The following is a 25,633-nucleotide window of genomic DNA, read 5'->3' on the forward strand; positions in this document are numbered from 1 at the left end:
GGTCCGGCGGCCCCCGTTCAGGAGCGAAGGCCATCACGAGTCCCGTCGCGCGAGGGAGGTCATTCATCGCGTCGAGTCTTCGCTCGCCGAGCACGGCGAAGAGCGGAGCACGCCGAGCCCGCGCGGAAGTAGCCGCCTGGACCGACACGACGTTACCCGGGTCGCGCCGCACGCACCCCAGCGGGGTACTGCGAACAAACGTACCACCTGCCAGGGCAAAGCGCTTATTTTGCGTACTCTTGAAGGCGTTTCTTGCGTTCACGCATGGTCGATCATCCCACCCAGGGGAACTCATGAAGAGGCTCTTCGGAACGCTGCTGCTGTGCGCCCTCGCCGTCCCGGCCCTCGCCGCGGACACCATCAAGATCGCGATCACCGGTCCGTTCACCGGCGGCTCGGCGCCGATGGGCGCTTCGATGCGGGACGGCGCCAAGCTCGCCATCTCCGAGATCAACGCCGCCGGCGGGATCCCCGTCGGCGGGCGGAAGCTGAAGATCGACATCATCGAGCGCGACGACGAGGCGAAGAACGAGCGCGGCGCGCTCATCGGCCAGGAGCTCGCCTCGATGCCGGACCTCTCCGGCGTCATCGGGTCCGTGAACACCGGCGTCGTCCTCGCCGGCGACAAGTTCCTGCAGGAGAAGGGGATCACGAAGATCATCACGCCGGCGGCGGGCTCCGCGTCGATGACGCAGTGGGCGAAGCCGGACGGTCCGAAGCAGCTCTCCATCTTCCGCTTCGCGGCGCACGACGGGATCCAGGCCGCGATGGTGGTGGAGGACGCGACCAACCGGAAGTTCACGAAGGTCGCGCTGCTGCACGACTCGACGAACTACGGCGTGTCCGGGCGCGACGATCTGCTGAACCAGATCAAGAAGCAGGGCGACAAGCTCCAGGTCGTCGCCACGGAGAAGTTCAACATCGGCGACAAGGACATGACCGCCCAGCTCCTCCGCGCGAAGGCGGGCGGCGCGCAGGCGATCCTCATCTGGGGCATCGGCCCCGAGCTCGCGGCCGTCTCGAACGGCATGGCGAAGATCGGGATGAAGGTGCCGCTCATCGGCGGCTGGACGCTGTCGATGTCCAACTACGTCGACAACGCCGGGAAGAACGGCAACGGCACCCTCATGCCGCAGACGTTCATCGAGGAGCCGATCACGCCGAAGGCGCAGGCGTTCATCGAGGCCTACCACAAGGCCTACGGCGTGCAGCGCATCGCGTCGCCGGTCTCGGCGGCCCAGGGCTACGACGCGGTGTACCTCTTCGCCGCTGCGGTGAAGCAGGCGGGCTCCACCGAGAGCCTCAAGATCCGCGACGCGCTCGAGGACCTGAAGGAGCCGGTGAGCGGCGTCATCGCGACCTGGAGCCACCCGTACTCGAAGTGGGACCCGTCGAACGTCGACACGCACGAGGCGTTCCGGCGCGAGCAGGTGGTGATGGGCATGGTGAAGGACGGCCGCGTGGTCTTCGCGAACGAGACCGACAAGGCCCGGCTCGCGAAGGGCGGCAAGAAGTAGCCGAGTCAGGCAGGCCGGGGTAGACGAGCGCCCATCGTGCCCTTCTCGATCTACGCGCAGATGGCCGTCAGCGGCGCGCTGATGGGCCTCGTCTACGCCCTCATCGCCTACGGCTTCCAGCTCACCTACGCGACCAGCAAGAGCATCAACTTCGGCCAGGGCGAGCTCGTGATGGTGTCGGCGTTCTTCAGCCTGACGCTCATCGACCACGGGCTCCCTTACTGGCTCGTCGTCCCGCTCGGGCTCCTCTTCGGGGCCGCCCTCGGGCTCGTGGTCGAGCGGGCCGGGGTGCGGCTCGCGCTCGAGCAGCGGAGCGAGGGCTGGATCCTCCTCACCATCATCCTCGGCCTGCTGTTCTTCTCGTTCGCGGAGAACGTCTGGGGGCGCGACGACCGACCGTTCCCGACGCCGATCCCGACGGATCCGATCCACGTGCTCGGCGTCGACGTGACCGCGCTCGAGCTCTCGGTGGCCGTCGGCGTCCTCGCGGTGATGGTCCTCATCGAGCTCTTCAAGCGCGAGACGCTCCTCGGGAAGGCGTTCGAGGCGGTCTCGGCCGACCGCGACGCAGGGGAGCTCATGGGCATCTCCGCGCGGCGGACGATCATGCTGTCGTACGCGCTCTCGGGCACGGTCGCGGCGCTCGCCGGGATCCTCGTCGCGCCCATCACGACGGTCGGGCCGACGATGGCCTCCGCGCTCGTCCTCAAGGCGTTCTCGGTCGCGGTCGTGGCCGGGCTCGAGTCCGGGTTCGGCGTGGTGATCGTCGGCATGTTCCTCGGCGCGCTCGAGAGCCTCGCGAGCTTCACCATCGGCAGCGGCTGGCGCGAGGCGCCCGGCCTCGTCCTCCTCATCCTCGCCCTCGCCGTCCGCCCGACGGGCGTGTTCGGCAAGGCCGCGATCCGCAAGGTCTAGGAGCCGGCGCCGATGGATCTTCGACGGCTCTTCCTGGTGCGCGGCGCGGAGCTGGCCCTGTTCGCGCTGCTCCTCGCCCTCCCCCTCGGCGTGCACAACGCCTACGCGCTCGGCCTCCTCACCCTGCTCGCCATCTACGGCATCCTCCTCATCGGCCTCGACGTCACCGTCGGCTACCTCGGCCAGGTGAACCTCGCGCAGGCCGCGTTCCTCGGCCTCGGGGCCTACGCCGCCGGGATCGGGCTCACGAAGCTCGGGATCGGGATCATCGGCGCGCTGTTCGTGGCGCCGTCGGTGTGCTTCGTGTTCGGGGCGCTGCTCGCGCTCCCGGCCCTCCGCCTCGAGGGGCCGCAGTTCGCCCTCGCGACGCTGAGCTTCACCGCGCTCACCACCACCGCGCTGAACGAGCTCGAGGGGCTCACCGGCGGCGCCCAGGGGCTCTCCCTCGTCCGTCCCGCGCTCCTCGGGCACGCGCTCGACGCGCGCGACTTCTACTGGCTCTGCATGGCGCTCCTGGCGCTCGTCTGGATGGCCATGCGGAACCTGCTCTCGTCGCAGTGGGGGCGCGCCTTCGAGGCGCTCCGCGACAGCCCGATCGCGACGGACGCGATGGGCGTCGGCACCTACCGGCACAAGGTCGCCGCCTTCGCGTTCGGCTCCGGGCTCGGGGGCCTCGCCGGCGCGCTCTACGCGTTCAACTTCCAGTACCTGCAGCCGCAGAGCTTCGTGTACGAGCTCACGGTCATCCTGCTCCTCGGCGTCGTGCTCGGCGGGCGGAAGAGCCTGTGGGGCGCCGTCGTCGGCGCGACCGTCGTCGCGCTGCTGCCGAACCTGCTCTCGAACCGGCTCCTCTTCGAGGTCTTCTCCGGCGCAGGCCTGCTCGTGGCGCTCGTCGCGGGCGGCCGCGGGCTGCTGCGCCGCACGATGGGACCGTTCCAGGCCATCGCGCCGATGGTGGCCACCGGGACGCTCGTCGTGGGCGGCCGCATCGTCGAGAACACGGAGGACTGGCGCAAGGCGATCTTCGCCCTGATCCTCTTCTCGGTCGTGGTCGGGCTGCCCGAGGGGCTCATGGGGTTCCTGACCCGGTTCCTCGCCCGCCTCTTCCGGATCGCGCCGCCGCCCCTCCCCGCCGCGGCGCCGATCGACGACGTCCTGCCGGCGCGCCCGGTGGACGGCGCGGCGCTCCTCGAGCTCAGGGACCTGAAGCGTCACTTCGGCGGCGTGAAGGCCGTCGACGGCGTGACGATCTCGGTGCGCGCGGGCTCGATCCACGGCCTCATCGGGCCGAACGGCTCCGGGAAGAGCACGCTCGTGAACGTGGTCTCCGGCCTGTACACGCCGAGCGCGGGCGCCGTCCTCCTCCACGGCGCGCCGCTCCCGTCCGGGAGCCTCTTCAAGACGGCGCGCGCGGGCGTCGCGCGGACGTTCCAGAACCTGCAGCTCTTCACCGGCCTCACCGCGCTCGAGAACGTGATGGTGGCGCTGAAGGGCGTGTACCGGAGCCCGCTCCCGCTCGTGCTCCTCGGCCTCGGCCGCGCGGAGGACCGGCGCGCGCAGGCGGACGCGCTCGCGCTGCTCGACTTCGTGGGCCTCGCGGACCAGGCCCGCACGCCGGCGAAGGATCTCACCTACGGCGCGCAGCGGTTCCTGGAGATCGCCCGCGCGCTCGCTCGCAAGCCCGAGGTCCTCATCCTCGACGAGCCCGCGGCCGGGCTCGCGCAGCCGGACGTCGTGCGGCAGATCGAGATCATCCGCCGCGTCCACCGGCGCGGCGTCAGCATCGTCCTCATCGAGCACCACATGGACGTGGTGATGCAGCTCTGCGACGTGGTGACGGCGCTCGACGGCGGGAAGCTCATCGCTGAGGGCACCCCGGACGAGGTGAAGCGCCATCCGAGGGTGATCGAGGCGTACCTGGGCGACGTCGAGGCGGGGCACCCGCCGAAGCCGGCGGCGGGCGCGCCGGTGCCGGGCTAGAGGAGCACGGATGCTCGTCCTCGAGGATCTCCACGCCGGATACGGGCTCAGCGCGGTGCTGCACGGCACCTCGCTCGAGGTGAAGCCCGGCACCGTGGTGGCGCTCATCGGCGCGAACGGCGCCGGGAAGACGACCACGATGCGCGTCGCGTCCGGGCTCCTCCGCCCGGCGCGCGGCCGGGTGCTGCTCGACGGCAAGCCGGTCCAGGGCCTCGACGCCTCGCGCATCGCGCGCCTCGGCCTCGCCCACTCGCCGGAGGGGCGGAAGGTCTTCGGCCCGCTCTCGGTGGAGGACAACCTGCTCCTCGGCGCGTACCGGCGGCTGCCCCGCTTCCTCGGGTTCCGTTCCCGCGCCGCTCCCGACCTCGACCGCGTCTACGACCTGTTCCCGCGCCTCCGGGAGCGGCGCCGCCAGGCGGCCGGGACGCTCTCGGGCGGCGAGCAGCAGATGCTCGCCATCGGCCGCGCGCTCATGGCCCGTCCCAAGGTGATGCTCCTCGACGAGCCGTCGATGGGGCTCGCGCCGGTGATCGTGCAGGAGGTCTTCCGGACGATCCGCCGGCTGAAGGAGGAGGGCATGACGATGCTCCTCGTCGAGCAGTTCGCGAAGGCCGCCCTCGAGGTCGCGGACCACGCCTACGTCATGGAGCGCGGGCGGATCGCCATCGAGGGCACGCCCGCCGAGCTGGCGCGAGATCCACGGGTGCTCGCGGCGTACCTCGGGTGAAGCGCCGCGCGCTGGCCCCGGCCGGCGCGCCGCCGCAGGTTTCGCTGGATGCCGACCCCGCCCGCCGACACGACGCCCGTGCTCGTCGCCCACGCGCTGCGGAAGACGTTCGGCGGCGCCGCCGTCGTGGACGGAGTCTCCTTCCAGGTCGGCCGCGGCGAGATCGTGGGGCTGCTCGGGCCGAACGGCGCCGGGAAGACCACGACGATCAACATGATCCTGGGCGTCCTCGCGCCGACGTCCGGGACGATCCGCGTCGAGGGCGTGGACGTCGCGACGCGCCGCTGCGCCGCGCTCGAGCGGACGAACTTCGCGGCGGTGTACGCGCCGCTGCCGGGGAACCTCTCGGTCGCGCAGAACCTCCGCGTCTTCGGCCTCATGTACGGCGTGCGCGACCTCGCGGGACGGATCGAGGCGCTGCTCCGGGAGCTCGACCTCGTGCGCTTCCGCGACACGAAGTGCGGCGTGCTTTCGTCCGGCGAGCAGACGCGCGTGTCGCTCGCGAAGGCGATGCTGAACGATCCGCGGCTCCTGCTGCTCGACGAGCCGACCGCGTCGCTCGACCCCGCGACGGCGCAGGACGTCCGCGCGCGGATCCGCGCGTTCGCGGCGCGGGGCTCGGGCGGCGTGCTGTGGACCTCGCACAACATGCTCGAGGTCCAGGAGGTGTGCGACCGGGTGCTGTTCCTGTCCCGCGGGCGGATCCTCCTCGAGGGGGACCCGCGCACGCTGCCGCGCGAGCACGGGCGTGCGACGCTCGAGGACCTGTTCATCGCCGTGGCGCGGGAGCCGCTCGCGCTCGAGCGGGCTTGAGCCCTCGATGCGCCCGTCCCGCACCGCCGCGCTCGTCCTCCGGCAGCTCTACCTGCTCCGCGGCAGCCCCGCCCGAGTCATCCCGCTGTTCGCCTGGGTGGCGATCGACGTGGTGCTCTGGGGCTTCATCACGCGGTGGCTCGACACGGTCACGTCTCCCGGGTTCGACCTCGTGCCGGTGCTCCTCGGCGCCGTGCTCCTCTGGGACTTCTTCGGCCGGGTCATGCAGGGCGTGACGATGGCGTTCTTCGAGGACGTCTGGGCGCGGAACTTCCTGAACGTGTTCTCCGCCCCGCTCTCCATCGCCGAGTACGTCGGCGGGCTCGTGGCGTCGAGCGTGCTGACGAGCACGGTGGCGCTCGCGGTGATGATCACGCTGGCGTGGACGGCGTTCGGGCTCCCGCTGCTCGGCTGGGGGCTCGCCCTCGTGCCGTTCCTGCTCGTCCTCTTCCTGTTCGGGATCGCGCTCGGGATCGTGGGGACCGCCATCGTGCTGCGGCTCGGCCCGGCGGCCGAGTGGCTCATCTGGCCGATCCCGGCGGTCCTCTCGCCGTTCGCGGGCGTCTTCTACCCGCTCGCGACGCTGCCGGCCTGGATGCAGGTCGTGTCGCGCGCGCTGCCGCCGTCCTACGTCTTCGAGGCCCTGCGCGCGATGCTGGCGGGCAAGCCGGTCCCGCTCGGCGACATGGCGTGGGCGGTCGCGCTCGCCGTCACGGAGGTGCTGCTGGCCTCGTGGCTCTTCGTGCGGGTGTTCCGGTACGCGGTGCGGACGGGGCTGCTGGCGCGGTACAGCGCGGAGTCGGTGACGTGAGCGAGAACGCGTAGCGCGAACGGTGAACGGCGAACGGGACGTTCGAGTGCGACTGCGACCCCGACGTTCGACGTTCGACGTTCGACGTTCGACGTTCGACGTTCGACGTTCGACGTTCACGTTCACGTTCGACGTTCACGTTCACGTTCGACGTTCGACGTTCGACGTTCACGTTCGACGTTCACGTTCGACGTTCACGTTCGACGTGCGGCGTCGCTTGTGACGTTGCGGCTGCTGCTGCTGCGGCTGTTGCTGCTGGCGGCGGCGTTGGCTGCGAACGGGGTGACCAAGCGATCGCGCCAAACGGTCCGGAACGCGAGCACCGAGAAGTTCCCCCTCTCCCCCCGCGCACAGCAGGGCGTCTCGAGACCGGGCCAGGGGCCACGGAACGCGGGTCACGGGCACGGAGCGATCCGGGAACAGGAACGTGAACGGGCACGGTCACGTCGACGCCGCGTCCAGCACGACCGCCTCCCACGCCTGCAGCTCGTACGCGCCATCCTCCCGCCCCGCCGGCTCCGGGCGCGTCGACACCAGCACCGGCCCCACCCCCTCCCGCACCGGCACCCGGACCGCCCGGTCCACGAACGAGATCAGCACGAGCACCCCATCGCCCCCGGCGATCCGCTCGAACGCGAGCACGCCCTCCGGCGCGCCCACGGCCCGGTACGCGCCGCGGTTCAGCGCCGGGCGCGCCCGCCGCACCGCGAGCAGCCGGCGCGTGAGGGAGAGCACGCTCTCCTCGTCCCCGGCCTCCACCTCCACGTTCCGGACTGGCGCGTCGGGCGCGAGCGGCAGCCAGGGCTCCACGCCGGGCGCGGTGAACCCGGCGTTCGGGCCCCGGTCCCACTGCATCGGCGTCCGCTCGGGATCGCGCCCGAGCCCGAGCCCGGGCACGTTCCTGCCCCACGGGTCCTGCGCCCGCTCCGGCGGGATCTCGACGTTCTCCATGCCGAGCTCGTCGCCGTAGTACAAGGTCGGCGTGCCGCGGAGCGTGAGGAGCAGCGCCATCGCCGCGCGCGCCGCCTCCGCGCCGATGCGCGACGCGACGCGGTCCTCGTCGTGGTTGCCGAGGACCCAGTTCGGCCACGCGCCCGGTGGCAGCGCCGCCTCCATCGCCTCCACCGTCCGTCGCACGGCGACGGCCGTCCACGGGATCGCGAGCAGCGTGAAGTTGAACGGCATGTGCAGCTCGTCCAGCTCGGCGCCGTAGTACGAGACCCACTCGCGGAGGTCGAACAGGTGGATCTCCCCGATCGACACGCGGGGACGCTCCTCGGAGTACGCGTCGAGGAGCCGCCGCACGTCGCGGTACACGCCGTGCGTGTCCGGATGCGACCGATCGTGGACGTGGAGCTGCTTCCCGTACTCGCCCATGTCCTTGTGGAAGGCGAGCTTGTGAGGCAAGGCCGGGGGGTTGTCGCGGAGCGCTGGGTCCTTCATGACCGCGTGCGCGCAGTCGATGCGGAAGCCGTCCACGCCGCGATCGAGCCAGAACTCGAGCGTCCCGAGCATCGTGTGGCGCACCGTCGGGTTCCGCCAGTCGAGGTCCGGCTGCTCCGGGAGGAACGAGTGCAGGTAGTACTGCCGCGTGCGCGCGTCCCAGGTCCAGGCCGGGCCGCCGAAGCTCGAGAGCCAGTTGTTCGGCGGCGACCCGTCCGTCCGCGCGTCGCGCCACACGTACCAGCCGCGCCGCGGGTCGTCCCGGCTCCGGCGCGACTCCTGGAACCACGGGTGCTGGTCGCTCGTGTGGTTCGGAACCCAGTCCACGATCACGCGGAGCCCGCGGGCGTGCGCCGCCGCGAGCAGCCGGTCGAAGTCGGCGAGCGTGCCGAACATCGGGTCGACGTCGGTGTAGTCCGACACGTCGTAGCCGAAGTCCTTCATCGGCGACGGGTAGAACGGCGAGATCCAGACCGCGTCGACGCCGAGGCGGACGAGGTGGTCGAGGCGCGCGGTGATGCCGGGCAGGTCCCCGATGCCGTCGCCGTTCGTGTCCTGGAAGCTGCGCGGGTACACCTGGTACACGACGCCCGTCTGCCACCAGGGCGGCGCCGGCGGGCCCGCGGCGCTCACGGCGCGAGCTCCGCGAGGAGCGCGCGCCACGCCTCCCGCTCGCGCGCGGGATCGACGAGCGGCCGGAGGGCGGCCGTGGCCCGGCGAAGCGCCGCGAGGAATTCCGGCTCGTCCTCGACGCGCACGAGCAGCGCCGCGAGCGCGGCCGCGTCGCCCGGGGGGAAGAAGCCGGGGTACTCCGGCCCGAGCACGCCCACCGATCCGTCCACCCGGGTCGAGAGCACCGGCACGCCGGCGGCGATCGCCTCGGACACCGCGTTCGAGCCGCCCTCGAGGCGGGAGGTGACGAGGAGGACGTCGCTCCCCGCGAGGACGCCGAGCGCCTCGCGGCGCGGGCGATCGCCGCGCCAGACGTACCGCGGCGTCCCCGCCATCTCCGCGCGCGCCCGCTCCGCCGCGTCGCGATCGAGCGCGGCGCCGAGGTGGACCACTCGCCAGCGCGAGCGCGCGGGGAGACACCGGACCGCCTCCGCGGCGAGGAACGGCCCCTTCACCTCGCGCAGGTGCGCGAGCAGGCACGCCTGCAGCACGCCTTCCGGCGGCGGGCGCGGCGAGACGGGGTGCGCGGACTGGACGATCACGCGGGTCTTCGCGCGCACCTCCGCCGGCAGCCGCGCGAGCCCGAGCCTCTGGAGGACCGTCACTCGCGTCGCGAGCTCGAGGGAGCCGCGGGCCTCGGGCGAGTCGGGAAGGTCCTCGTACAGGTCGGTCCCGGCGAGCGCGACGACCAGAGGGGCGGAGCCGCGCCGCGCGCGCCACCGGACCGCGGCCTCGTGCGTCTTGGTCGCGTGCAGGGCGACGAGGACGTCGCAGGGCCGGCCGTCCCAGCCCTCCGCCACGACGACGTGGTGCCCGAGCGCGCGGAGGTGGCCCGCCCAGCGGACGGCGGTGACCCGGTTGCCCTTGTGCGAGCCGCGGCCGGCGGGCGTCGCGATGGCGATGCTCAGACGGCGCACGTCCTGAACCCCACCCACATGTCCCGCCGATCCGGCGTGTAGAAGTTCCGCCACGTGTTCCGCAGCAGCCGCGCCGGCGTGGCGAAGCTGCCTCCGCGGAGCACCCGGTGGGTGCCGAACCACGGCTGGGAGTACTCGCGGTACGGATCCGGCACGAACCCGGGATACGGCAGGAAGTCGCTCGCCGTCCACTCCCAGACGTTCCCGACGAGCTGGCGGCACCCGAAGGCGCTGTCTCCCGCGGCGAGCGCGCCCACGTCGACGGGGTGGAGCACCCGCGCGTCGAGGTGCGCGCGCTCCGGCGTGGGCGGCGCGTCGCCCCAGGGGAAGCGCCGCTTGTGCGCCGCGAGGCGGCCGTCCGGACCGGGCTCGCCCGCCGCGGCGGCCTCCCACTCCGCCTCCGTCGGGAGCCGGCGTCCCGCCCAGCGGCACCACGCCTCCGCCTCCCACCAGTTCACGTGCACCATCGGCCGGTGCGGGGCGAGCGGCACGACGCGATCGAACTCCCGGCGTGCCCACCGATCGCCGGCGCGCTCCCAGTACGCCGGCCGGTCCACGCCCGCCGCCTCACGCCAGCGCCAGCCCGCGTCGCTCCAGAGCGCCCGCCGCGCGTAGCCACCGTCGTCCACGAAGGCACCGAAGTCCGCCTGCGTCACCGGCGCCCGCGCGATCCGGAAGGGCGCGAGCGCGACCGGATGCGCCCACTTCTCGTTGTCGAAGACGAACGGCTCGTCCGGCGACGCGCCGAGGAGGAACGTGCCTCCCGGCACCGCCACGTCGCCGGGGCACGGGCCGCCGCCCTCGGGCGCGGGCGCGGTGCCCGGCAGCGGCGGCGCGCGATCGCCGAGCGTCTGTCGCGTGAACGCCATCGCCTCGAGGTGCATGTCCTCGTGGAAGACCGTCAGGCACGCGAACCAGGCGTCCGCCGGGTCGCTCGCCGCGGCGAGGCGCGCGAGCGCCGCGGCCTCGACCGCGGCGAGGTACTCGAGCGTGCTCGCCAGCGACGGCAGCGGCAGCTCCCACCGGCGGTCGTGCGGGATGGCGATGGAGTCGTAGAGCGCGTCGCCGTCGGCGCGGAGCGGCGGGAGCCCGGCACGACGGAGGATCCAGCGCTCCTGGAACCACGCGACGTGGCCCAGCTCCCAGAGCGGCGGATTGACGATGGCGAGGCGCGGGCCGAGCAGCGCGCCTGGCGCGAGGGCGCGGCCCAGCGCCAGCGTCCGTGCGCGGGCATCCCGGATCCAGGCTCCGACCGCATCGTCCATCCCTGTCCCGATTAGAGCGGGCAGCTGCCTGCGGCAACCCCGACGCGCCGCGCCGCGCCGCGCCGCGCCGGCAGCGGCCCCTTTCGCGTCACGCCCGCGACGCCCCCGCGGCGGGAATCACGCCGGGGCGGGTGCGGACCGCGAGAGCCGGCCCCGCGTGGGACCGGACGCGACCGCGCGGCGGTCCCATCCTCCGCCTGTCGGCGCGCGCTCGCCCGGCCACGTCCCTCGGGACGGCGCCCGCCCTCCTCCGGAGTCGCCCATGCAGCAGAGACCCACGCTCCTCGCGCCCGCCGCGGTGGCGATGCGCCTCCTCCTGCCCCTCGTCCTCGCCCTCGCGGCCGCGGCGCTGCTCGCCGGGTGTGGCAGCGACAAGTTCGATCTCTCGAGCCCGCAGGTCGCGCCGGGCGGCACGGTCTCGGCGGAGCAGGTCTTCGACGGCTTCGGCTGCACCGGCGGCAACGTCTCGCCGGAGCTGCGCTGGAAGCACGTGCCGGCCGGGACGAAGAGCTTCGCGGTGACGGTGTTCGATCCCGACGCGCCGACCGGCAGCGGGTTCTGGCACTGGACCATCTTCGACATCCCGGCGTCGGCGTCGAGCCTCGCGCGGGACGCCGGCAAGCCCGGCAACGGCGTCGCGCCGGCGGGCTCCGTGCAGGGCTACACCGACTTCGGCGCGAGCGGGTACGGGGGTCCGTGCCCGCCGGCGGGAGATCCGGCGCACCGGTACGTGTTCACGATCCACGCGCTGAAGGTGGACTCGCTCGGGCTCGACGCGAACGCGCCGGGTGCGCTGGTCAGCTTCTCCGCGCGCGCGAACGAGATCGCGAGCACCTCGTTCACCGCGAAGTACGGACGGCCCGGCACCCCGACCTCGCACGAGATCCCGCCGACGGTGAGCGGGTTCACGCTCTCGAGCGCGGAGGTTCCCGCCGGCGGCACCGTCCCGGCGGAGCAAGTCTTCGACGGCTTCGGCTGCACCGGCGCCAACGTCTCGCCCGGACTCGAGTGGACGGGAGCGCCCCAGGGAACCGAAGGGTTCGTGCTCACGATGTACGACCCCGACGCGCCGACGGGGAGCGGGTTCTGGCACTGGCTCGTGTTCGACATCCCCGCGACGGCGACGTCGATCCCGAAGGGCGCCGGGATCCCGGGCGCCTCGCCCGCGGGTGGGACCCAGGGCTACACCGACTTCGGCGTCTCGGCGTACGGCGGCCCGTGCCCGCCCGCCGGCGACAAGCCGCACCGGTACGTCTTCACGCTGTACGCCGTGAAGTCCGCCGACCTCGCCTCGCAGGGCCTCGGCCCGACCTCCACGGGCGGGCTCATCGGTTTCGTCACGCGGAGCGCCGCGCTCGCGCGGGCGGAGTTCACCGCTACGTACGGACGGTGAACCCCGTGACGCCGTGAGGCTCGCCCGGCGTACGACGGGACGGTAACGGGCCCACCGGCCTCCGCGGCGTGGCGGCCGCTCGCCTTCCGCTCAGGGTCGCGCGTGCGCCTGCGGCTCCACCGCAGGGCGACCGCGTTCGCGCGCGCCTGCCCGTGGAGGCTCGCCGCCCTGCCGGGGGGCTCGCGCTGCGAGCGCGAGGTCGCGGACGCGCCGGATGTCCTCGTCCGAGTAGGGCCCCTCGACGCCGGAGATCGCGGCCAGCCGCATGCCGTGCTTGAGGCCGAGCTTGTAGATCTCCTTCACCTTCTCCCACTGGATGTTGCGGCCGACCGTGTACGTCTCGAACCGGCCCTCGAGCGCGAGGACGATGGTCTCCGCCAGGCACGCGTAGACGACGCCCTTCGGGAGGCCGATGTCGCGCATCTGCACGTCGCCGGGGAGCTGGATCTCGCCCGACTCGATCACGAGGACGTCCGGCCGCTTCGCGACCTCCGATGGCGGAAGATCGAGCGGCCGCGCGACGTCCGTGATCACGCAGCCCGGCTTCACCTTCATGATGTCGAGGATCTTCTTCCCGGCGCCGGACGTCGCGGTGACGATGAGATCCATGTCGCGCAGGTTCTCGTTCGCCTGGCTCGACAGGCGCAGGATCGCGTCCGGCGTGTCCGCGAGGATCGCCTCGCGGAGCGTGAGCAGCTTCCCGATCTCGGGCGAGACGAGGTGGACCTCCTCGAACGCCATCGCGAGCAGCCGCGCGCACACGGAGCCGATGGCGCCCGTCGCGCCGACCACCATCGCCTTGCCGGCGACCTTGCCTCGCTCGTCGCGCGAGAGGAGCCCCATGCGCTTCACGGCGTCGGCCGCGGCCCACAGCGCGCCCGACGCGCTGTAGCTGTTCCCGGTGGTGATGGGGATGCTGGCCCGCCTCGCGACGGTGACGCCGGCGTCGCCGACGACCTTCGTGAACGCGCCCAGCCCCATGATCTGGGCGCCCAGGCGCTCCGCCATCTTCGCCGCGTCGAGCAGCCGCCGGTACGTGAACTCCGGGCTGTGCGCGAGCAGCTCCTTCGGCGTGCCCCCCACGGTGATGAGCCAGCCTTCGGCCTCGACGCCCGTCGGCGACTTGATGCCGGTGACCCGTGAGTAGACGAAGGGTGGCGAGTACGCGATCAGCCTCTCGAGGATGGGCAGCACGATCGAGGGGGCGATGCGCGACGCCAGCTCGACCGGCTTCGACGCCTTCAGGTACTCGCGCGACAGGGGGTGGATGACGAACGCGAACCGGTTCACCCGCCGCGTCCTGCCCGACGGGAACAGGATCCTCGGCTGGAGCTTCAGGTCGCCGAAGATCTCCAGGTACTCGTCGTGGAGCACGTCGTCGCGGTGCTGACGCCCGAGGGCCGCGACGATCATCGCCTCGATCACGTTCAGGCCGACCACCCGCTCGAGCAGCTTCGGCGTGCGGTCGATGACGACGTCGACGCCCTGGTCGCCGAGCCGCTTCACCTGCTCGTCGGGGATCGCGGACGTGAGCACGATCTTGCCGGCGAGCTCCTCGAGCCCGAACGGCGCGAGGTCGTCGTGCGGGGCGACGATGACCGTCGCCTTGTGGAGCGGCTTCCGGAGGACCCGCCGCGTCCACGCCTCCCGGACTCCGGGCGGTACCTTCGGCCAGAGGTTCGGGAGGCGGCGCTGCACGGACGTGAACCCCGCGTAGGCGTCGAGCTGCGGGATCGAGCGGAGCAGCTTCGGGACCCCGAGCTGCAGCAGCGGGTCCGCGAACCTCATGTTGTGCGTGTACTCGGAGAGGACCTGCGCGGTCCGGTAGTTCGTCAGGCCCGAGAGGAAGAGGACGCGCGCGTTCGTGAAGTAATGCTGCTCGTGCTCCTGGATGTGCCGGATGGTCCACTCGTCCAGGAAGCTGCGGAGGCGCGCGCCGGTGGTCACCGGCACCTCGCTCACCGCCGCCTCGAGCTCGGCGGTGATCGGATCCTCGATCCGCCGCGTGCCCACGAGCTGGTGGTCGCTGACCATCCCGAGCCCGATCGCGTCGCACTCGCCCTGCCAGCGCGCGAGGAGATCGAGCGCCTTGCGGACGTCGTGGTCGGTCCCGAAGCGGCGAACGCGGAACCACTGCTCCCTGAAGCGCGTGGTGAAGTCGTAGTCGCCGGCGCTCGCGCCGAGGCTGATGCTGACGATGTTCTTCATGGCTTCCGCTGCCGTCGACCTGGATCATGCGCCAGCCCGGGGCAGGGTTCGGCCGGGACCGGTGGGGCCATCCGAAGCGGGCCCTGCGGCAGGCTGACGCGCAAGCGCGCGCTCCCGCGGCGGCTGAGCGCGAGGGCTGCCCCGACGCGGCGTGCCGATCCCATCCGCGCTAGGGAAACGGCCATGCTCACCCGCACGCTCGGGCCGAAGGGCGCCACCGTCTCGGTCCTCGGCCTCGGCTGCATGGGGATGTCCGGGATGTACGGCCCCGCCGACGAGGCCGAGGGGATCGCCACGATCCACGCCGCGCTCGACGCGGGCGTGACCCTCCTCGACACCGGCGACTTCTACGGGATGGGCCACAACGAGCTGCTCCTCCGCGAAGCGCTCCGCGGCGGACGCCGCGACCGCGTCTTCATCCAGGTGAAGTTCGGGGCGCAGCGCGCCCCCGACGGCGCGTGGCTCGGCTTCGACGCGCGCCCGCAGGCGGTGAAGACGGCGCTCGCGTACACGCTGCGGCGCCTCGGCACCGACCACGTGGACCTGTACCAGCCCGCGCGGCTCGATCCGGCGGTCCCGATCGAGGACACCGTGGGCGCCATCGCCGACTGCGTGCGCGCCGGCTGGGTCCGGTACGTCGGACTGTCCGAGATGGGCGCGGAGACGATCCGGCGCGCCCACCGCGTTCACCCGATCACGGCGCTCCAGCTCGAGTACTCCCTCATGAGCCGCAGCATCGAGCGGGAGGTCCTGCCGGCGGCACGCCTGCTCGGGATCGGGGTGACGGCGTACGGCGTCCTGTCGCGCGGCCTGCTCGGCGCGACGCCGGCGAAGCCGGTCGGCGGCGGGGACTTCCGGGCCCACGCGCCGCGTTGGCAGGCCGAAAACCTGAAGAAGAACCTCGCCCTGGCCGACGCGCTCGACGCCGTCGCGCGGGAGCAGGGCGCGACCCGGGCGCAGGCGGCCATCGCCTGGGTGATCTCGCGCGGCGACGACATCGTACCGCTCGTCGGCGCCCGCACGCGGGCGCAGCTCCGGGAGTCGCTCGGCGCGCTCGACCTGCGGCTCGCCCCGGAGGACCTCGACCGGATCGAGCGTGCGGTGCCCGCCGAGGCCGTCGCGGGCGATCGGTACGGCGGCCCGCAGATGGCGATGCTCGACAGCGAGCGCCCCGCGCGGCCCCATACCCCTTAGGTCCGTCCCGCGGCGCTCGACAGGGGTGCCTGGCCGCCTCAAGGATCCCGCCATGGAAGACTGCCTCGCGGTGATCCTCGGCGGCGGGCGCGGCACGCGTCTCTTCCCCCTCACCCAGGAGCGCTCGAAGCCGGCCGTGCCGATCGGCGGGAAGTACCGCCTCATCGACATCCCGATCTCGAACTGCCTGAACTCGAACCTGCGGAGGATCTTCGTCCTCACGCAGTACAACTCGGAGAGCCTCAACAACCACGTCGGCCAGACGTACAAGTTCGACGTCTTCTCCCGCGGGTTCGTCACGATCCTCGCCGCGGAGCAGACGGACGACAGCGGCGACTGGTTCCAGGGCACCGCGGACGCCGTCCGGCAGAGCCTGCGGCACCTCAAGGCGCACCGCAGCCGCGACGTGCTCATCCTCTCCGGCGACCAGCTCTTCCAGATGGACTTCCGCGACTTCGCGGCGACGCACCGGAACCAGCGCGCCGCCGCGACGGTCGGTGTTATCCCGGTCCCGCGGGAGCAGACGGCCGGGTTCGGCATCCTGAAGGTCGACGCCCGCGGGCGGATCATCCACTTCGAGGAGAAGCCCGGCCCCGATCGGCTCGACGACCTCGAGTCGGACATCCCGGGCTACGGGCGCGGGTTCCTCGCGTCGATGGGCATCTACATGTTCGAGCGCGCCGCGCTCGAGAAAGCCATCTCGGATCGCGCGCTCGTCGACTTCGGGCGTCACGTCATCCCGAGCGCCATCGGCCGGACGCAGGTCCAGGCGCACGTGTTCCGCGGCTACTGGGAGGACGTCGGGACGATCGCCTCGTACTTCCAGGCCGGCCTCGACCTCACGCGCCCGATCCCGCCGTTCGACTTCCACGACTGGCGCCGCCCGATCTACACGCACCCGCGCTTCCTGCCCGCGACCCGCATCGAGGGCTGCACGCTCCGATCGGCGCTCGTGTCCGAGGGGTCGATCCTGATGGGCGCCGAGATCGAGCGATCGGTGATCGGGATCCGGAGCCGGATCGGCGCGGGGACCCGCCTCCGCGACACGCTCGTGCTCGGCGCGGACGCGTACGAGTCGCTGGAGGAGATGGAGCGCGCGCGCGCGAGCGGGCACCCGCCGCTCGGCATCGGCGGCGACTGCGTGATCCAGCACGCGATCATCGACAAGAACGCCCGGATCGGGCGCGGCGTCCGGATCCTGAACGAGGCCGGCGCCCAGCACGCGGACGGCGACGGCTACTACATCCGCGAGGGCGTCGTCATCGTGCCGAAGGGCGGCGTCATCCGGGACGGCGCGGTGATCTGACGCCCGGCGGGCTCGCCCGGCCATGAGCAGCTCGCGGCCGGTGACGTGGCCCATCCGCGCGAGCTCGCCACGCGCCCCGTCCTGCGTCCGCCGCGACCGCGGGCACCGGCGGTGACGTCGCGAGCGGGAACCGCCATGGGCGCTCGGGGCATCGCCGCGCTGCGCGGGTGGAACGTCGCCGTGTTCGCCGCCTGGCTCGTCATCCCGTTCCTGGCGGCGGGGACGATCGCCTGGGCCTCGGGGTGGCTCCACCACGGCGTCCTCGCCGCCGCCCTCCTCGCGCACGGCGCGTACGTCGCGCGGCGCAACCCCGCGCTGCGGGCGCGCCGCCGTGCCGTGGGCGAGGGCGCGAAGAGCTGGGATCTCTGGTGGAACGCCGCGTTCTGGCCGCTCATGGCCGGGATCGCCGTCTCCGCCGGCGTCGGCCACCGCCTCGGAGCCGCGCCGCTCCCGGCGCCGGTTGCGGCCTTCGGCGCGATCCTGCTCGGCCTCGCGCTCGCCCTGTCCGCGCGCGCCATGGCGGTGAACCCGTTCTTCGAGGGCACCGTCCGGATCCAGCACGACGTCGGTCACCACGTCGTCGACTCCGGGCCGTACGCGCGCGTCCGCCACCCCGGCTACCTCGGCCTCGTGGGCTGGGCGCTCGCGTCCCCGCTCCTGCTGCGCTCGGCGCCGGCGCTGCCCGCGGCGATCGCGGCGGCGGCGTGGGTCGTGCTCCGGACCGCCCTCGAGGACGCCACGCTCGCGCGCGAGCTGCCGGGGTACGCGGCGTACGCGCGCCGCGTCCGCTGGCGGCTCGTGCCGGGCGTGTGGTAGCGCCGGAGAGCGGCGACGACGGGCTCGACGCGCGCGGGCGCTCTACCACGCGCCCGCGCCGCCCCTCACTGCGGCGCGAGCCCGGCGCGCCTGAGCACGTTCTCGGTGATCCTCTTCACGCGCGGATCGCCGCCGTCGGTCCGGAGCCCCCACGACCACTCGATCGTCCCCGCCGCGAACACGAACGCACCGTTCGGGAGGTCCCGGACCGCCGCCTCCTGGAACCCCTGCCGCCCGTTCACGTCGACGATCGGCGAGTGCGCCAGCACGACGAGCCCCGCCGGCGTCGCGCCGTTGGCGACGGTGCTGTCCGTCTCGTACCCCACGATCCCGGGGATCCCGTCGCCGTCGCTCACGCCGGTGCCGTCGTAGGGCCAAGCGCCGGCGTTCTGGACGATCCAGGTGGACGCGGGCGGGTTCTCCCACGCCGTGTACATGACGCCGATGAGGGCGTTCTCCGGCTGGTTCACCGGTGGCTTTCGCCACTGCGTCGTCTCGAGCGGCGTCCCGCGCAGCGGGTCGGCCGTCGCGGAGCGGAGCTTCCAGCAGACCTGCGTCCGCTGGGGGCGGCCGTCGTCGCGCGAGGGCTCGAGCCGGATCTGCCAGAACGACGCATTCGCCGAGAAGAACGCGAGGCTCGTCCCGTCCGCGAGCGCGGCCTCGACGCCCTCGCGCTCCTTGCGCGACCAGTACTCGTCGTGGCCGACGGACAGGAAGATCCGCTGCCCGAGGACGAGCGAGGGATCGCGGTCCACGTCGAGGTTCGTGAGGTACGTGAGGTCGAAGCCGCGCGACTCGGCCCACCCCACGAAGTCGGCCTCGTACCGGAAGAAGTGACCGGTACCGTTGCCTTCGCCGAAGGGCCGGTCGAACGAGACCTCCGCGGCGGGGTTCGTGCCGTACAGGCTGCGCCCACCCCACGGGTTGTACGCCTGGTACGTCGTGAACGAAGCCTGGAACACTCCCACGGCCTTCCGCTCGTCGGCGCGCACGACGAACGGGACCCAGCTCTGGAAGCCGTCGTCCCGCGTCAGCGCGAGCAGGTACACGCCGCTCGTCCAGTCGGCGCCGGTCTGGACGGTGAACGACACCGGCCAGCGGCATGCGATGAGGCCGGTGGTCGGGTCGGCCGCCGGCGTCGGCTGCGGGCCCGCCGCGAACGGGCCGCCCTGCGCGACGCGCCGTCCGCCGGCGCCGCCGTACCACCCGATGCGCCAGGCTTCCCACCGGACCTGCGCGGGACGGTTCGACGAGACGTGGACGTCGAGCGCCTCCCCGTGCTCCACGCTCGTGGCGCTCGCGTACCCCTCGAGGACGCCCGCGGGGGCCTTGTGCTGGAGGTTCCAGCCGGTGCCGCCCGGCTTCTGGTTCTCGACGGCGACCAGGGACACCTGCTCGGGCGGCGGGGGCTGAGGGGGCGGCGGCGAGGGCGGCGAGGGCGGCGAGGGCGGCGAGGGCGGCGTCGGTGGACCGATCCGCCCCCCGCTGCCGCCGCAGGCGACGTGCGCCACGAGCACGAGCGCGAGCCCCGGCCGTACGGCCCCACGTCGAGTCATCCGTTCTCCCCTTCGTCGCCGCGGTGCGGCGATGAATGGTGGGGGTCCGCCCGACCGGCGCTCAACTCTCCGCTCGGGCGCGCCCCGCTCGTCGGGCGGCCGGACGGCCGGGCGGCCGGACGGCGACGGCGGAGACGCCGCGCCCGCGGACCGCCTCCCGCGGTGCCGCGCGCCGTGCGCCGCCGCGGCCACACGGTGCTTGCGCGAGGTGGGGCGGGTGCGATATCCGCCCGTGCCGGGCCACGTCCGGACAGCACCGAGCGCCGCGGAGGAGAACACCATGGGACGCATCTTCGAGACACGCAAGGCGACGATGTTCGCGCGCTGGAACAAGATGGCGAAGGTCTTCACCCGCATCAGCAAGGACATCGCGATCGCGGTGAAGGCCGGCGGGCCGAATCCCGACAACAACCCGGCGCTCCGCCGCGCGCTCCAGAACGCCCGCGGCGCGAACATGCCGAAGGACAAGGTCGAGGCCGCGATCAAGCGCGCGAGCGGCCAGGACCAGCAGGCCTACGAGGTCGTCCTCTACGAGGGGTACGGCCCGCACGGCGTCGCCGTCGTGGTCGAGACCGCGACGGACAACGTGGTGCGCACGGTCGCGAACGTGCGGATGCACTTCAAGAACCACGGCGGGAACCTCGGCACGACCGGCAGCGTGGCGTTCCAGTTCCAGAAGATGGGCGTGTTCCGCCTCGCGCCGGAGGGGATCGACCTCGACGCGCTCGAGCTCGACCTCATCGACCACGGCCTCGAGGAGATGGGCGAGGGCAAGGGCGAGAAGGGCGAGCCGCAGGTGATCATCCGGTGTGCGTTCGCGAGCTTCGGCCAGCTGCAGTCCGCCATCGAGGCGCGGAAGCTCCCGCTCCTCTCCGCCGAGTCGGAGTACGTCGCCCAGACGCCGGTCGAGCTCCCCGAGGACCAGGCCAAGGAGGTCCTCGAGCTGGTGGACGCCCTCGAGCAGGACGAGGACGTCCAGCGGGTGTTCCACAACCTCGCGTGAGCCGGGCCGCGGCGCCGGGACGGGCGTCGGGCCCCGGACCGCGGGCGCCGACCCGCCCGTGACCCGAGGCCCGAGGCGCCCGATTCGCTAGGACGCCATCCGGCTCAGCGCATACGCCACGCAGGTGGACACGCCGACGCCGATGAGCCCGGGGACCATGAAGCTGTGGTTCAGCAGGTACTTCCCGATGCGGGTGGTGCCGGTCCGGTCCATGCTGATCGCGGCGAGGTCGCTCGGGTAGAACGCGAAGAAGAAGTACGCGTAGCTCGACGGGATGAGGCCCAGGAGCAGGGACGTCGGGAGCTGCAGCGCCTGGCCGAACGGGATCATGATCGTGAGGGTCGCGGCCTGGCTCTTCACGAACATCGAGACCGCGAACATCGCGAGCGCGAAGGTCCAGGGCGCGATCTCCACCATCGCCTTGATCTTGCCGACGAGCAGGCTGCTGTTGGCGCTCACGAAGGTGTCGCTCATCCACGCGATCCCGAAGATCGACACGACCGCGATCATGCCGGCGGTGAAGACGCTCGACCGCGCGATGTCGGCCGCCTTCACGTTGGTCGCGAACAGGATGAACGCGCCGAAGGCGAGCATGACGATCTGGACGACCGTCGTCATGGGCACGGACTTTCCATTGAACGACGGGATCAGCGACGGGAAGAGCGCGAGGACGATGATCGCGCCCACGCCCGAGAAGAAGAGCGCCACCGAGAGCTTCGCGCTCCGGGGCAGCTCCTTGTCGAGGGTCGTGACGGAGACGTCGAGCGCCTGGCGGAACTTGGGGTCCTGGAGCCGCTGCTGGAACTCGGGATCCTGATCCAGGTCCTTGCCCCGGTTCATGCTCCAGAACGCGGCGGCCATCACGCCGACGAGGCCCGCGGGCAGCGTGATCTTCAGGATGTCGAAGAGGCCGACCGGGTGCGCGGACTTCGCGGCGAAGGCGAGGAAGGTGGTGACCGCGGCGGCGACCGGGCTCGCGGTGATCCCCATCTGCGCGGCCACGCTCGAGATCGCCATCGGCCGCTCCGGGCGGATGCGCGTCCGGAGTGCGACGTCGGAGATGACCGGCAGCAGCGCGTACACCGCGTGACCCGTGCCAACGCAGACGGTGAGCACGAACGTCGCGAGCGGCGCGAGCAGCGTGACGCGCCTGGGGTGCTTGCGGAGCACCTTCTCCGTGAGCTGGACGAGCCAGTCGAGACCGCCCGCGACGTGCAGCGTCGCGGAGGCCGTGACCACCGCCAGGATGATGAGCATGACGTTGATGGGTGGCTCCGACGGCTGCGCCCGGAAGCCGAACGTCAGGATGGCGACGCCGAGGCCGCCGATCATCCCGAGCGCGACGCCGCCACGGCGGATGCCGAGCAGGATGGCGCCGAGGACGATGAGGAACTCGATCCAGAACGTGAGCATGGGATCCCTCCGGTGGTGACGCGGACGGTGTGTCCGCGGTGGCACTTGGGGCACCGGAGAGCACGCGCCGTGCCGGCGGCGGTCGCCGCGCCGGGAACGAGCAACGACGCGGGCGCCGCGCCGTCGCGGCGGGGAGATCGGTATTCCGCCCCTCATGCCGGGATCGGCGTGGTGCCGCGGAACCCTGCGGTTCCGGGCACCTCCGCGATCATGACCGGCGGCATGGCCATTCCGCGGCTCATGCCCATCATCCTGCCCGTCAGCGCCCCTTCAGCCGCTTGCTGAGCGCGGACTGCGTGACGCCGAGGAGGCGGGCCGCGAGCGTCTGGTTCCCCTGGCTCCGCGCGAGCGCCTCCTCCAGGAGGAGATCGTGGGCCTCGCGGAACGTCGGCAGCTCGTCGAGCGCGGAGAACGGGTTGCCGCGTCCGGGGGCGGCCGCCGAGACCGCGGGCGGCGCCCCACCCCTGCCCTTCTCGATCGCCTCGCGGAACGTGTCCATCGAGAGGATGCTGCCGGGGTGACGCGTCACCGCGTCGTGGACCATCGCGCGGAGCTCGCGGACGTTCCCGGGGAAGGAGTAGGTCGCGAGGAGCTGCACGAGCTGCCGCGGCGCCGTCGGCTTGCGCTTGCCGAGCTCGCGCGCCGCCTCGTCGAGGAAGTGCTCGAGGAGGAGCGGCAGGTCCTCCTTCCGCTCACGGAGCGGCGGGAGCCGCACGTGGTGCGTGTGGAGGCGATGGTACAGGTCTCGGCGGAAGCTCCCGTCGCCCTGCTTCGCCGCCAGGTCCTGGTGCGTCGCCACGAGCAGCCGCGCCTGCAGCCGCTTCGGGCGATCGCTGCCCAGCGGGAAGTACTCGCCCTCCTGCGTGAGCCGGAGCAGCTTCACCTGTGAAGGGATGGAGAGATCGCCGATCTCGTCGAGGAAGAGCGTCCCGCCCGCGGCCTCCTCGATCATGCCGCGGCGGGCCTGGTCCGCGCCGGTGTACGCCCCGCGGACGTGGCCGAACAGGGTGTCGGCGAACACCGCGTCGTCCAGGCCCGCGACGTTCACCGTCACGAGCGGCCCCGGGCGGCCGGAGAGCGCGTGCGCGGCGCGCGCCACGAGCTCCTTGCCGGTCCCGCTCTCGCCGGTGACGAGGAGCGGCTGCGAGCTCCTCGCCACCGCCTCGACGTACGCGAACGTCGTCGTCATCGCGCGGCTCCGCGTCACGATCGACGCGAACGCCTCGGGGTGCTGCAGCGTGCCGGACAGGAGGTGGGCGGCCACGTCGCGGTTCTCGCGCTGCAGCTCGAGCATCCGGATCGCGCGCACGACGCCCGCCACGATCCGATCCTCCTCGGTCGTCTTCACGTAGTAGTCGAAGGCGCCCGACTTCACGCACCGGACCGCCGTCTCGACCTGGTTCAGGCCGCTGATGACGATGACCGCGACGGCCGGGTGCTCGGCGGTGAGCCGGCCGAGGATCTCCTCGCCGGCGACGTGCGGCATGGTGAGATCGAGCAGCACCAGCCCGACGTCGTGGCGGGCGACGAGATCGACCGCCTCGCGGCCGTCCTCGCAAAGCAGCACGTTGGTCACGCCCGCGGCGCGCTGGAGCGTGTAGCGGAGCGATCGGAGCCACGCGACCTCGTCGTCGACGAGCAACACCGGGAACGCCGGATAGGGGGCTGCGCTCACGCCTGGCCTCCGCCCGCCGCGGCCGGCAGGGTGAGCGTGACGGCGGTCCCCTCCCCGACGCGCGACTCGAACGTCAGCGTCCCGCCGTGCTCCTTCACGATCCCGGCCGAGACCGACAGCCCCAGGCCGGTCCCGCCCGACTCGCGCTTCGTCGTGAAGAACGGATCGGCGAGCCGCGGCAGGTGCTCCGGCGCGATGCCGACGCCCTCGTCGGCGACGCGCACCCAGACGCCCCGCGCCGGGTCCGCCCCCGTCGTCACGGAGACGCCGCGCTCCGGCGCCGGCAGCGCCTCGCACGCGTTGAGCACGAGGTTCACGACCACCTGCTCGATCCGCTGCGTGTTGCCGCGGACCGCGGGGAGCGCCGCGGCGTACGTAGCGTCGAAGCGGCGCGTCGCTTTGCGGATGGACGGCTCCACGAGCCGGACCGCCGCCTGGACGACGGCGTTCAGGTCGAGCGGCGCCATCGCGGGGGCATCCTCACGGCGGGCGAAGTCCTTCAGGTCCTCGACGATGCGCTTGATGCGCCGGGCGCCGCCCTGCATCTCGTCCAGCATCCTGGGCACCTCGTCCCGGACGGCGGGGTACTCGATGCCGCCGAGGGTGAGGTCGGGGTGGGCGCCGTGGTGCTCGTCCAGGATCTCCAGCGCGTCGAGGTAGATGCCCTTCAGCGTGGGCATGTTCAGGAGGATGAAGCCGTTCGGGTTGTTGATCTCGTGGGCCACCCCGGACACGAGCACGCCGAGCGCGGCCATCTTGTCGGCCTGGACGAGCTGCTGCTGGTTCACCCGGAGCTCCTCGACCGCCTTCTGGCGCTCCGCCACCTCGCGCGCGAGCGACGCGGTCCGCTGGCCGACCTCGCGGTGGAGCGAGCGTGTCCACGCGAGCGCGCCGAGGAGGCCGAGGACGAGCGGTACGAACACGACCGCGCCGTACTTCGCGAAGGTGGCCCACGTCACCGCCGGCGGCTCGAGGACGCCGAGCCAGCGATCGTAGATCGCCTGGTGCCGCCCCGTCTTCTTCAGGATGGCGAGCCCCTCCGCGAGGCGCGTCCGGAGCTCGGCGTCGCCCTCGCGGACGGCGTACGCGTACGGGTGGGCGGCGATGCCCGTCGCGACGGGCTCGATGTTCGTGAGCCCGAGCTGCCGCGCGATGTACGTTCCGGGCAGGGTAGCGACCACCGCGTACTCGCCCTCGCCGGAGGCGAGCAGCCGCAGGACGTCGGCGGGCGTAGCGGTCCGGATGAGCGTGTCGCCCATGCCGGCGCCCGTGAGCACGTCGTCCATGATCCCGCCGCGGTGGAGGATGACGCGGTGCCCGCGCAGCGCGTCCACGGAGGCCACCGGCGGCGTGCCCTTCCGGGCGAAGATCGCGTGGTGGACGATCGTGTGCGGCGGCGTGAACTCGAACTGCGCCTCGCGCTCCTCCGAGACCGACATGCCCTCCAGCGCGTCGATCCGGCCGTCGCGCAGGGCGGCCCGCATGTCCGCCCAGCTCCCGAGCCGGATCTCCACCCGCATGCCCATCACCTCGGCGATGGCGCGAGTGAGATCGACGTCGTAGCCGGCCGGGCGGCCGTCCGCGTCCAGGAACTCGTAGGGCGGGTAGTCGCGGTCGCCGCCCACCACGATGGTGCGGGAGCCGGTCGGGGCCGGATCGGCGGCGAGAGCGGGCCCGAAGGCCGTGAGCGCGGCGACCGCGAGCAGACACGTCGGGCGGGGCACGCCCATCATCCTACCGCGCCGGACGGGCCGCACCGGCGCGGTTCGGCCTCACACCGACGCCGACTTCCGGCTCGTCACCGCGGTGAACGTCGAGAGCCGCTTCTCCACCTCGTCCTTCCGGCGGCACTCCGGGCACTCCGCGACGTCGGCGTCGTGCTCGGACACGTGCATCACCGCGGTGAACGCCTTCTGGCACTTGCGGCAGTAGAATTCGTAGACGGGCATCGCTCCACCTCCCAGATCGCCATCATGGGCTCGCGACCCACGCCGTCGATGCCCTCCGCG

General features: G+C 72.6%; 20 protein-coding genes. 11 read left to right on the forward strand and 9 right to left on the reverse strand.

The genetic code is table 11. From position 1 onward, the window contains the following. Positions 1 to 293: 293 nt before the first annotated feature. From AMOR_RS01505 to AMOR_RS01530, 6 genes are read left to right on the forward strand one after another with little or no spacing between them, the layout of a single operon-like run. On the forward strand, positions 294 to 1,517 hold the full coding sequence (locus AMOR_RS01505; protein WP_248357724.1) for an ABC transporter substrate-binding protein: 1,224 nt from the start codon (positions 294 to 296) through the stop codon (positions 1,515 to 1,517). A gap of 36 nt (positions 1,518 to 1,553) precedes the next feature. Next, a complete protein-coding gene (locus tag AMOR_RS01510; protein WP_248357726.1) occupies positions 1,554 to 2,432 on the forward strand; it encodes a branched-chain amino acid ABC transporter permease in 879 nt (292 codons plus the stop codon). Between the two features lie 12 nt (positions 2,433 to 2,444). After that, positions 2,445 to 4,412, forward strand: a complete 1,968-nt coding sequence (locus AMOR_RS01515; RefSeq protein WP_248357728.1) for a branched-chain amino acid ABC transporter ATP-binding protein/permease — start codon at positions 2,445 to 2,447, stop codon at positions 4,410 to 4,412. A gap of 10 nt (positions 4,413 to 4,422) precedes the next feature. Next, positions 4,423 to 5,139: an ABC transporter ATP-binding protein gene (locus tag AMOR_RS01520; RefSeq protein WP_248357730.1), complete on the forward strand. Its 717-nt coding sequence runs from the start codon at positions 4,423 to 4,425 to the stop codon at positions 5,137 to 5,139. Positions 5,140 to 5,187: 48 nt separating this feature from the next. Next, complete coding sequence (locus tag AMOR_RS01525; protein WP_248357732.1) at positions 5,188 to 5,952, forward strand: ABC transporter ATP-binding protein; 765 nt, start codon at positions 5,188 to 5,190, stop codon at positions 5,950 to 5,952. A 7-nt stretch (positions 5,953 to 5,959) separates the two neighbouring features. Continuing rightward, positions 5,960 to 6,763 carry an ABC transporter permease gene (locus AMOR_RS01530; RefSeq protein WP_248357734.1) on the forward strand — a complete coding sequence of 268 codons (804 nt, stop codon included), beginning with the start codon at positions 5,960 to 5,962 and terminating at the stop codon, positions 6,761 to 6,763. Between the two features lie 441 nt (positions 6,764 to 7,204). Here the strand turns inward: AMOR_RS01530 and AMOR_RS01535 are convergent, their stop codons facing one another. From AMOR_RS01535 to senA, 3 genes are read right to left on the reverse strand one after another with little or no spacing between them, the layout of a single operon-like run. Continuing rightward, entirely contained in the window at positions 7,205 to 8,839 is a 1,635-nt protein-coding gene (locus AMOR_RS01535; RefSeq protein WP_248357736.1) for an alpha-amylase family glycosyl hydrolase, read from the reverse strand. Further along, positions 8,836 to 9,795: a selenoneine biosynthesis selenosugar synthase SenB gene (gene senB / locus AMOR_RS01540; RefSeq protein WP_248357738.1), complete on the reverse strand. Its 960-nt coding sequence runs from the start codon at positions 9,793 to 9,795 to the stop codon at positions 8,836 to 8,838. Before senB ends, AMOR_RS01535 begins: the two co-directional genes overlap by 4 nt. Then, positions 9,783 to 11,060 carry a selenoneine synthase SenA gene (gene senA, locus AMOR_RS01545; RefSeq protein ID WP_248357740.1) on the reverse strand — a complete coding sequence of 426 codons (1,278 nt, stop codon included), beginning with the start codon at positions 11,058 to 11,060 and terminating at the stop codon, positions 9,783 to 9,785. Before senA ends, senB begins: the two co-directional genes overlap by 13 nt. A gap of 262 nt (positions 11,061 to 11,322) precedes the next feature. Here senA and AMOR_RS01550 point away from each other — a divergent pair, with 262 nt between their 5' ends. Then, positions 11,323 to 12,453 carry a YbhB/YbcL family Raf kinase inhibitor-like protein gene (locus AMOR_RS01550; RefSeq protein WP_248357742.1) on the forward strand — a complete coding sequence of 377 codons (1,131 nt, stop codon included), beginning with the start codon at positions 11,323 to 11,325 and terminating at the stop codon, positions 12,451 to 12,453. 90 nt (positions 12,454 to 12,543) lie between these two features. On the opposite strand, the gene AMOR_RS01555 is transcribed toward AMOR_RS01550, so the two are convergent. After that, complete coding sequence (locus tag AMOR_RS01555) at positions 12,544 to 14,661, reverse strand: dehydrogenase (protein ID WP_248357745.1); 2,118 nt, start codon at positions 14,659 to 14,661, stop codon at positions 12,544 to 12,546. A gap of 183 nt (positions 14,662 to 14,844) precedes the next feature. Between AMOR_RS01555 and AMOR_RS01560 the strand changes: the two genes are divergently transcribed. The 3 genes from AMOR_RS01560 (at position 14,845) to AMOR_RS01570 (ending at position 17,977) form a co-directional block, all read left to right on the forward strand. Then, positions 14,845 to 15,855 carry an aldo/keto reductase gene (locus tag AMOR_RS01560; RefSeq protein WP_248357747.1) on the forward strand — a complete coding sequence of 337 codons (1,011 nt, stop codon included), beginning with the start codon at positions 14,845 to 14,847 and terminating at the stop codon, positions 15,853 to 15,855. A 52-nt stretch (positions 15,856 to 15,907) separates the two neighbouring features. After that, entirely contained in the window at positions 15,908 to 17,161 is a 1,254-nt protein-coding gene (locus AMOR_RS01565; protein WP_248357748.1) for a glucose-1-phosphate adenylyltransferase, read from the forward strand. Positions 17,162 to 17,296: 135 nt separating this feature from the next. Next, positions 17,297 to 17,977, forward strand: coding sequence for a methyltransferase family protein (locus AMOR_RS01570; protein WP_248357750.1), 681 nt, complete (start codon positions 17,297 to 17,299; stop codon positions 17,975 to 17,977). Positions 17,978 to 18,042: 65 nt separating this feature from the next. On the opposite strand, the gene AMOR_RS01575 is transcribed toward AMOR_RS01570, so the two are convergent. Then, positions 18,043 to 19,533: a N,N-dimethylformamidase beta subunit family domain-containing protein gene (locus tag AMOR_RS01575; RefSeq protein WP_248357751.1), complete on the reverse strand. Its 1,491-nt coding sequence runs from the start codon at positions 19,531 to 19,533 to the stop codon at positions 18,043 to 18,045. A gap of 280 nt (positions 19,534 to 19,813) precedes the next feature. Between AMOR_RS01575 and AMOR_RS01580 the strand changes: the two genes are divergently transcribed. After that, the gene (locus AMOR_RS01580; protein ID WP_248357753.1) at positions 19,814 to 20,536 is read left to right on the forward strand and encodes a YebC/PmpR family DNA-binding transcriptional regulator; all 723 of its coding nucleotides are present in this window, start codon (positions 19,814 to 19,816) and stop codon (positions 20,534 to 20,536) included. Between the two features lie 87 nt (positions 20,537 to 20,623). Here the strand turns inward: AMOR_RS01580 and AMOR_RS01585 are convergent, their stop codons facing one another. From AMOR_RS01585 to AMOR_RS01600, 4 genes are all read right to left on the reverse strand, one after another. Beyond that, entirely contained in the window at positions 20,624 to 21,949 is a 1,326-nt protein-coding gene (locus AMOR_RS01585) for an anaerobic C4-dicarboxylate transporter (RefSeq protein WP_248357755.1), read from the reverse strand. A gap of 259 nt (positions 21,950 to 22,208) precedes the next feature. Next, positions 22,209 to 23,624, reverse strand: coding sequence for a sigma-54-dependent transcriptional regulator (locus tag AMOR_RS01590; protein WP_248357757.1), 1,416 nt, complete (start codon positions 23,622 to 23,624; stop codon positions 22,209 to 22,211). Next, the gene (locus tag AMOR_RS01595) at positions 23,621 to 25,348 is read right to left on the reverse strand and encodes a transporter substrate-binding domain-containing protein (protein WP_248357759.1); all 1,728 of its coding nucleotides are present in this window, start codon (positions 25,346 to 25,348) and stop codon (positions 23,621 to 23,623) included. The genes AMOR_RS01590 and AMOR_RS01595 overlap by 4 nt, the downstream gene beginning before the upstream one ends. A gap of 48 nt (positions 25,349 to 25,396) precedes the next feature. Continuing rightward, on the reverse strand, positions 25,397 to 25,573 hold the full coding sequence (locus tag AMOR_RS01600) for an FmdB family zinc ribbon protein (protein ID WP_248357761.1): 177 nt from the start codon (positions 25,571 to 25,573) through the stop codon (positions 25,397 to 25,399). Positions 25,574 to 25,633 lie beyond the last annotated feature (60 nt).

It is taken from the genome of Anaeromyxobacter oryzae (genome assembly GCF_023169945.1).
GTDB lineage: Bacteria > Myxococcota > Myxococcia > Myxococcales > Anaeromyxobacteraceae > Anaeromyxobacter > Anaeromyxobacter oryzae.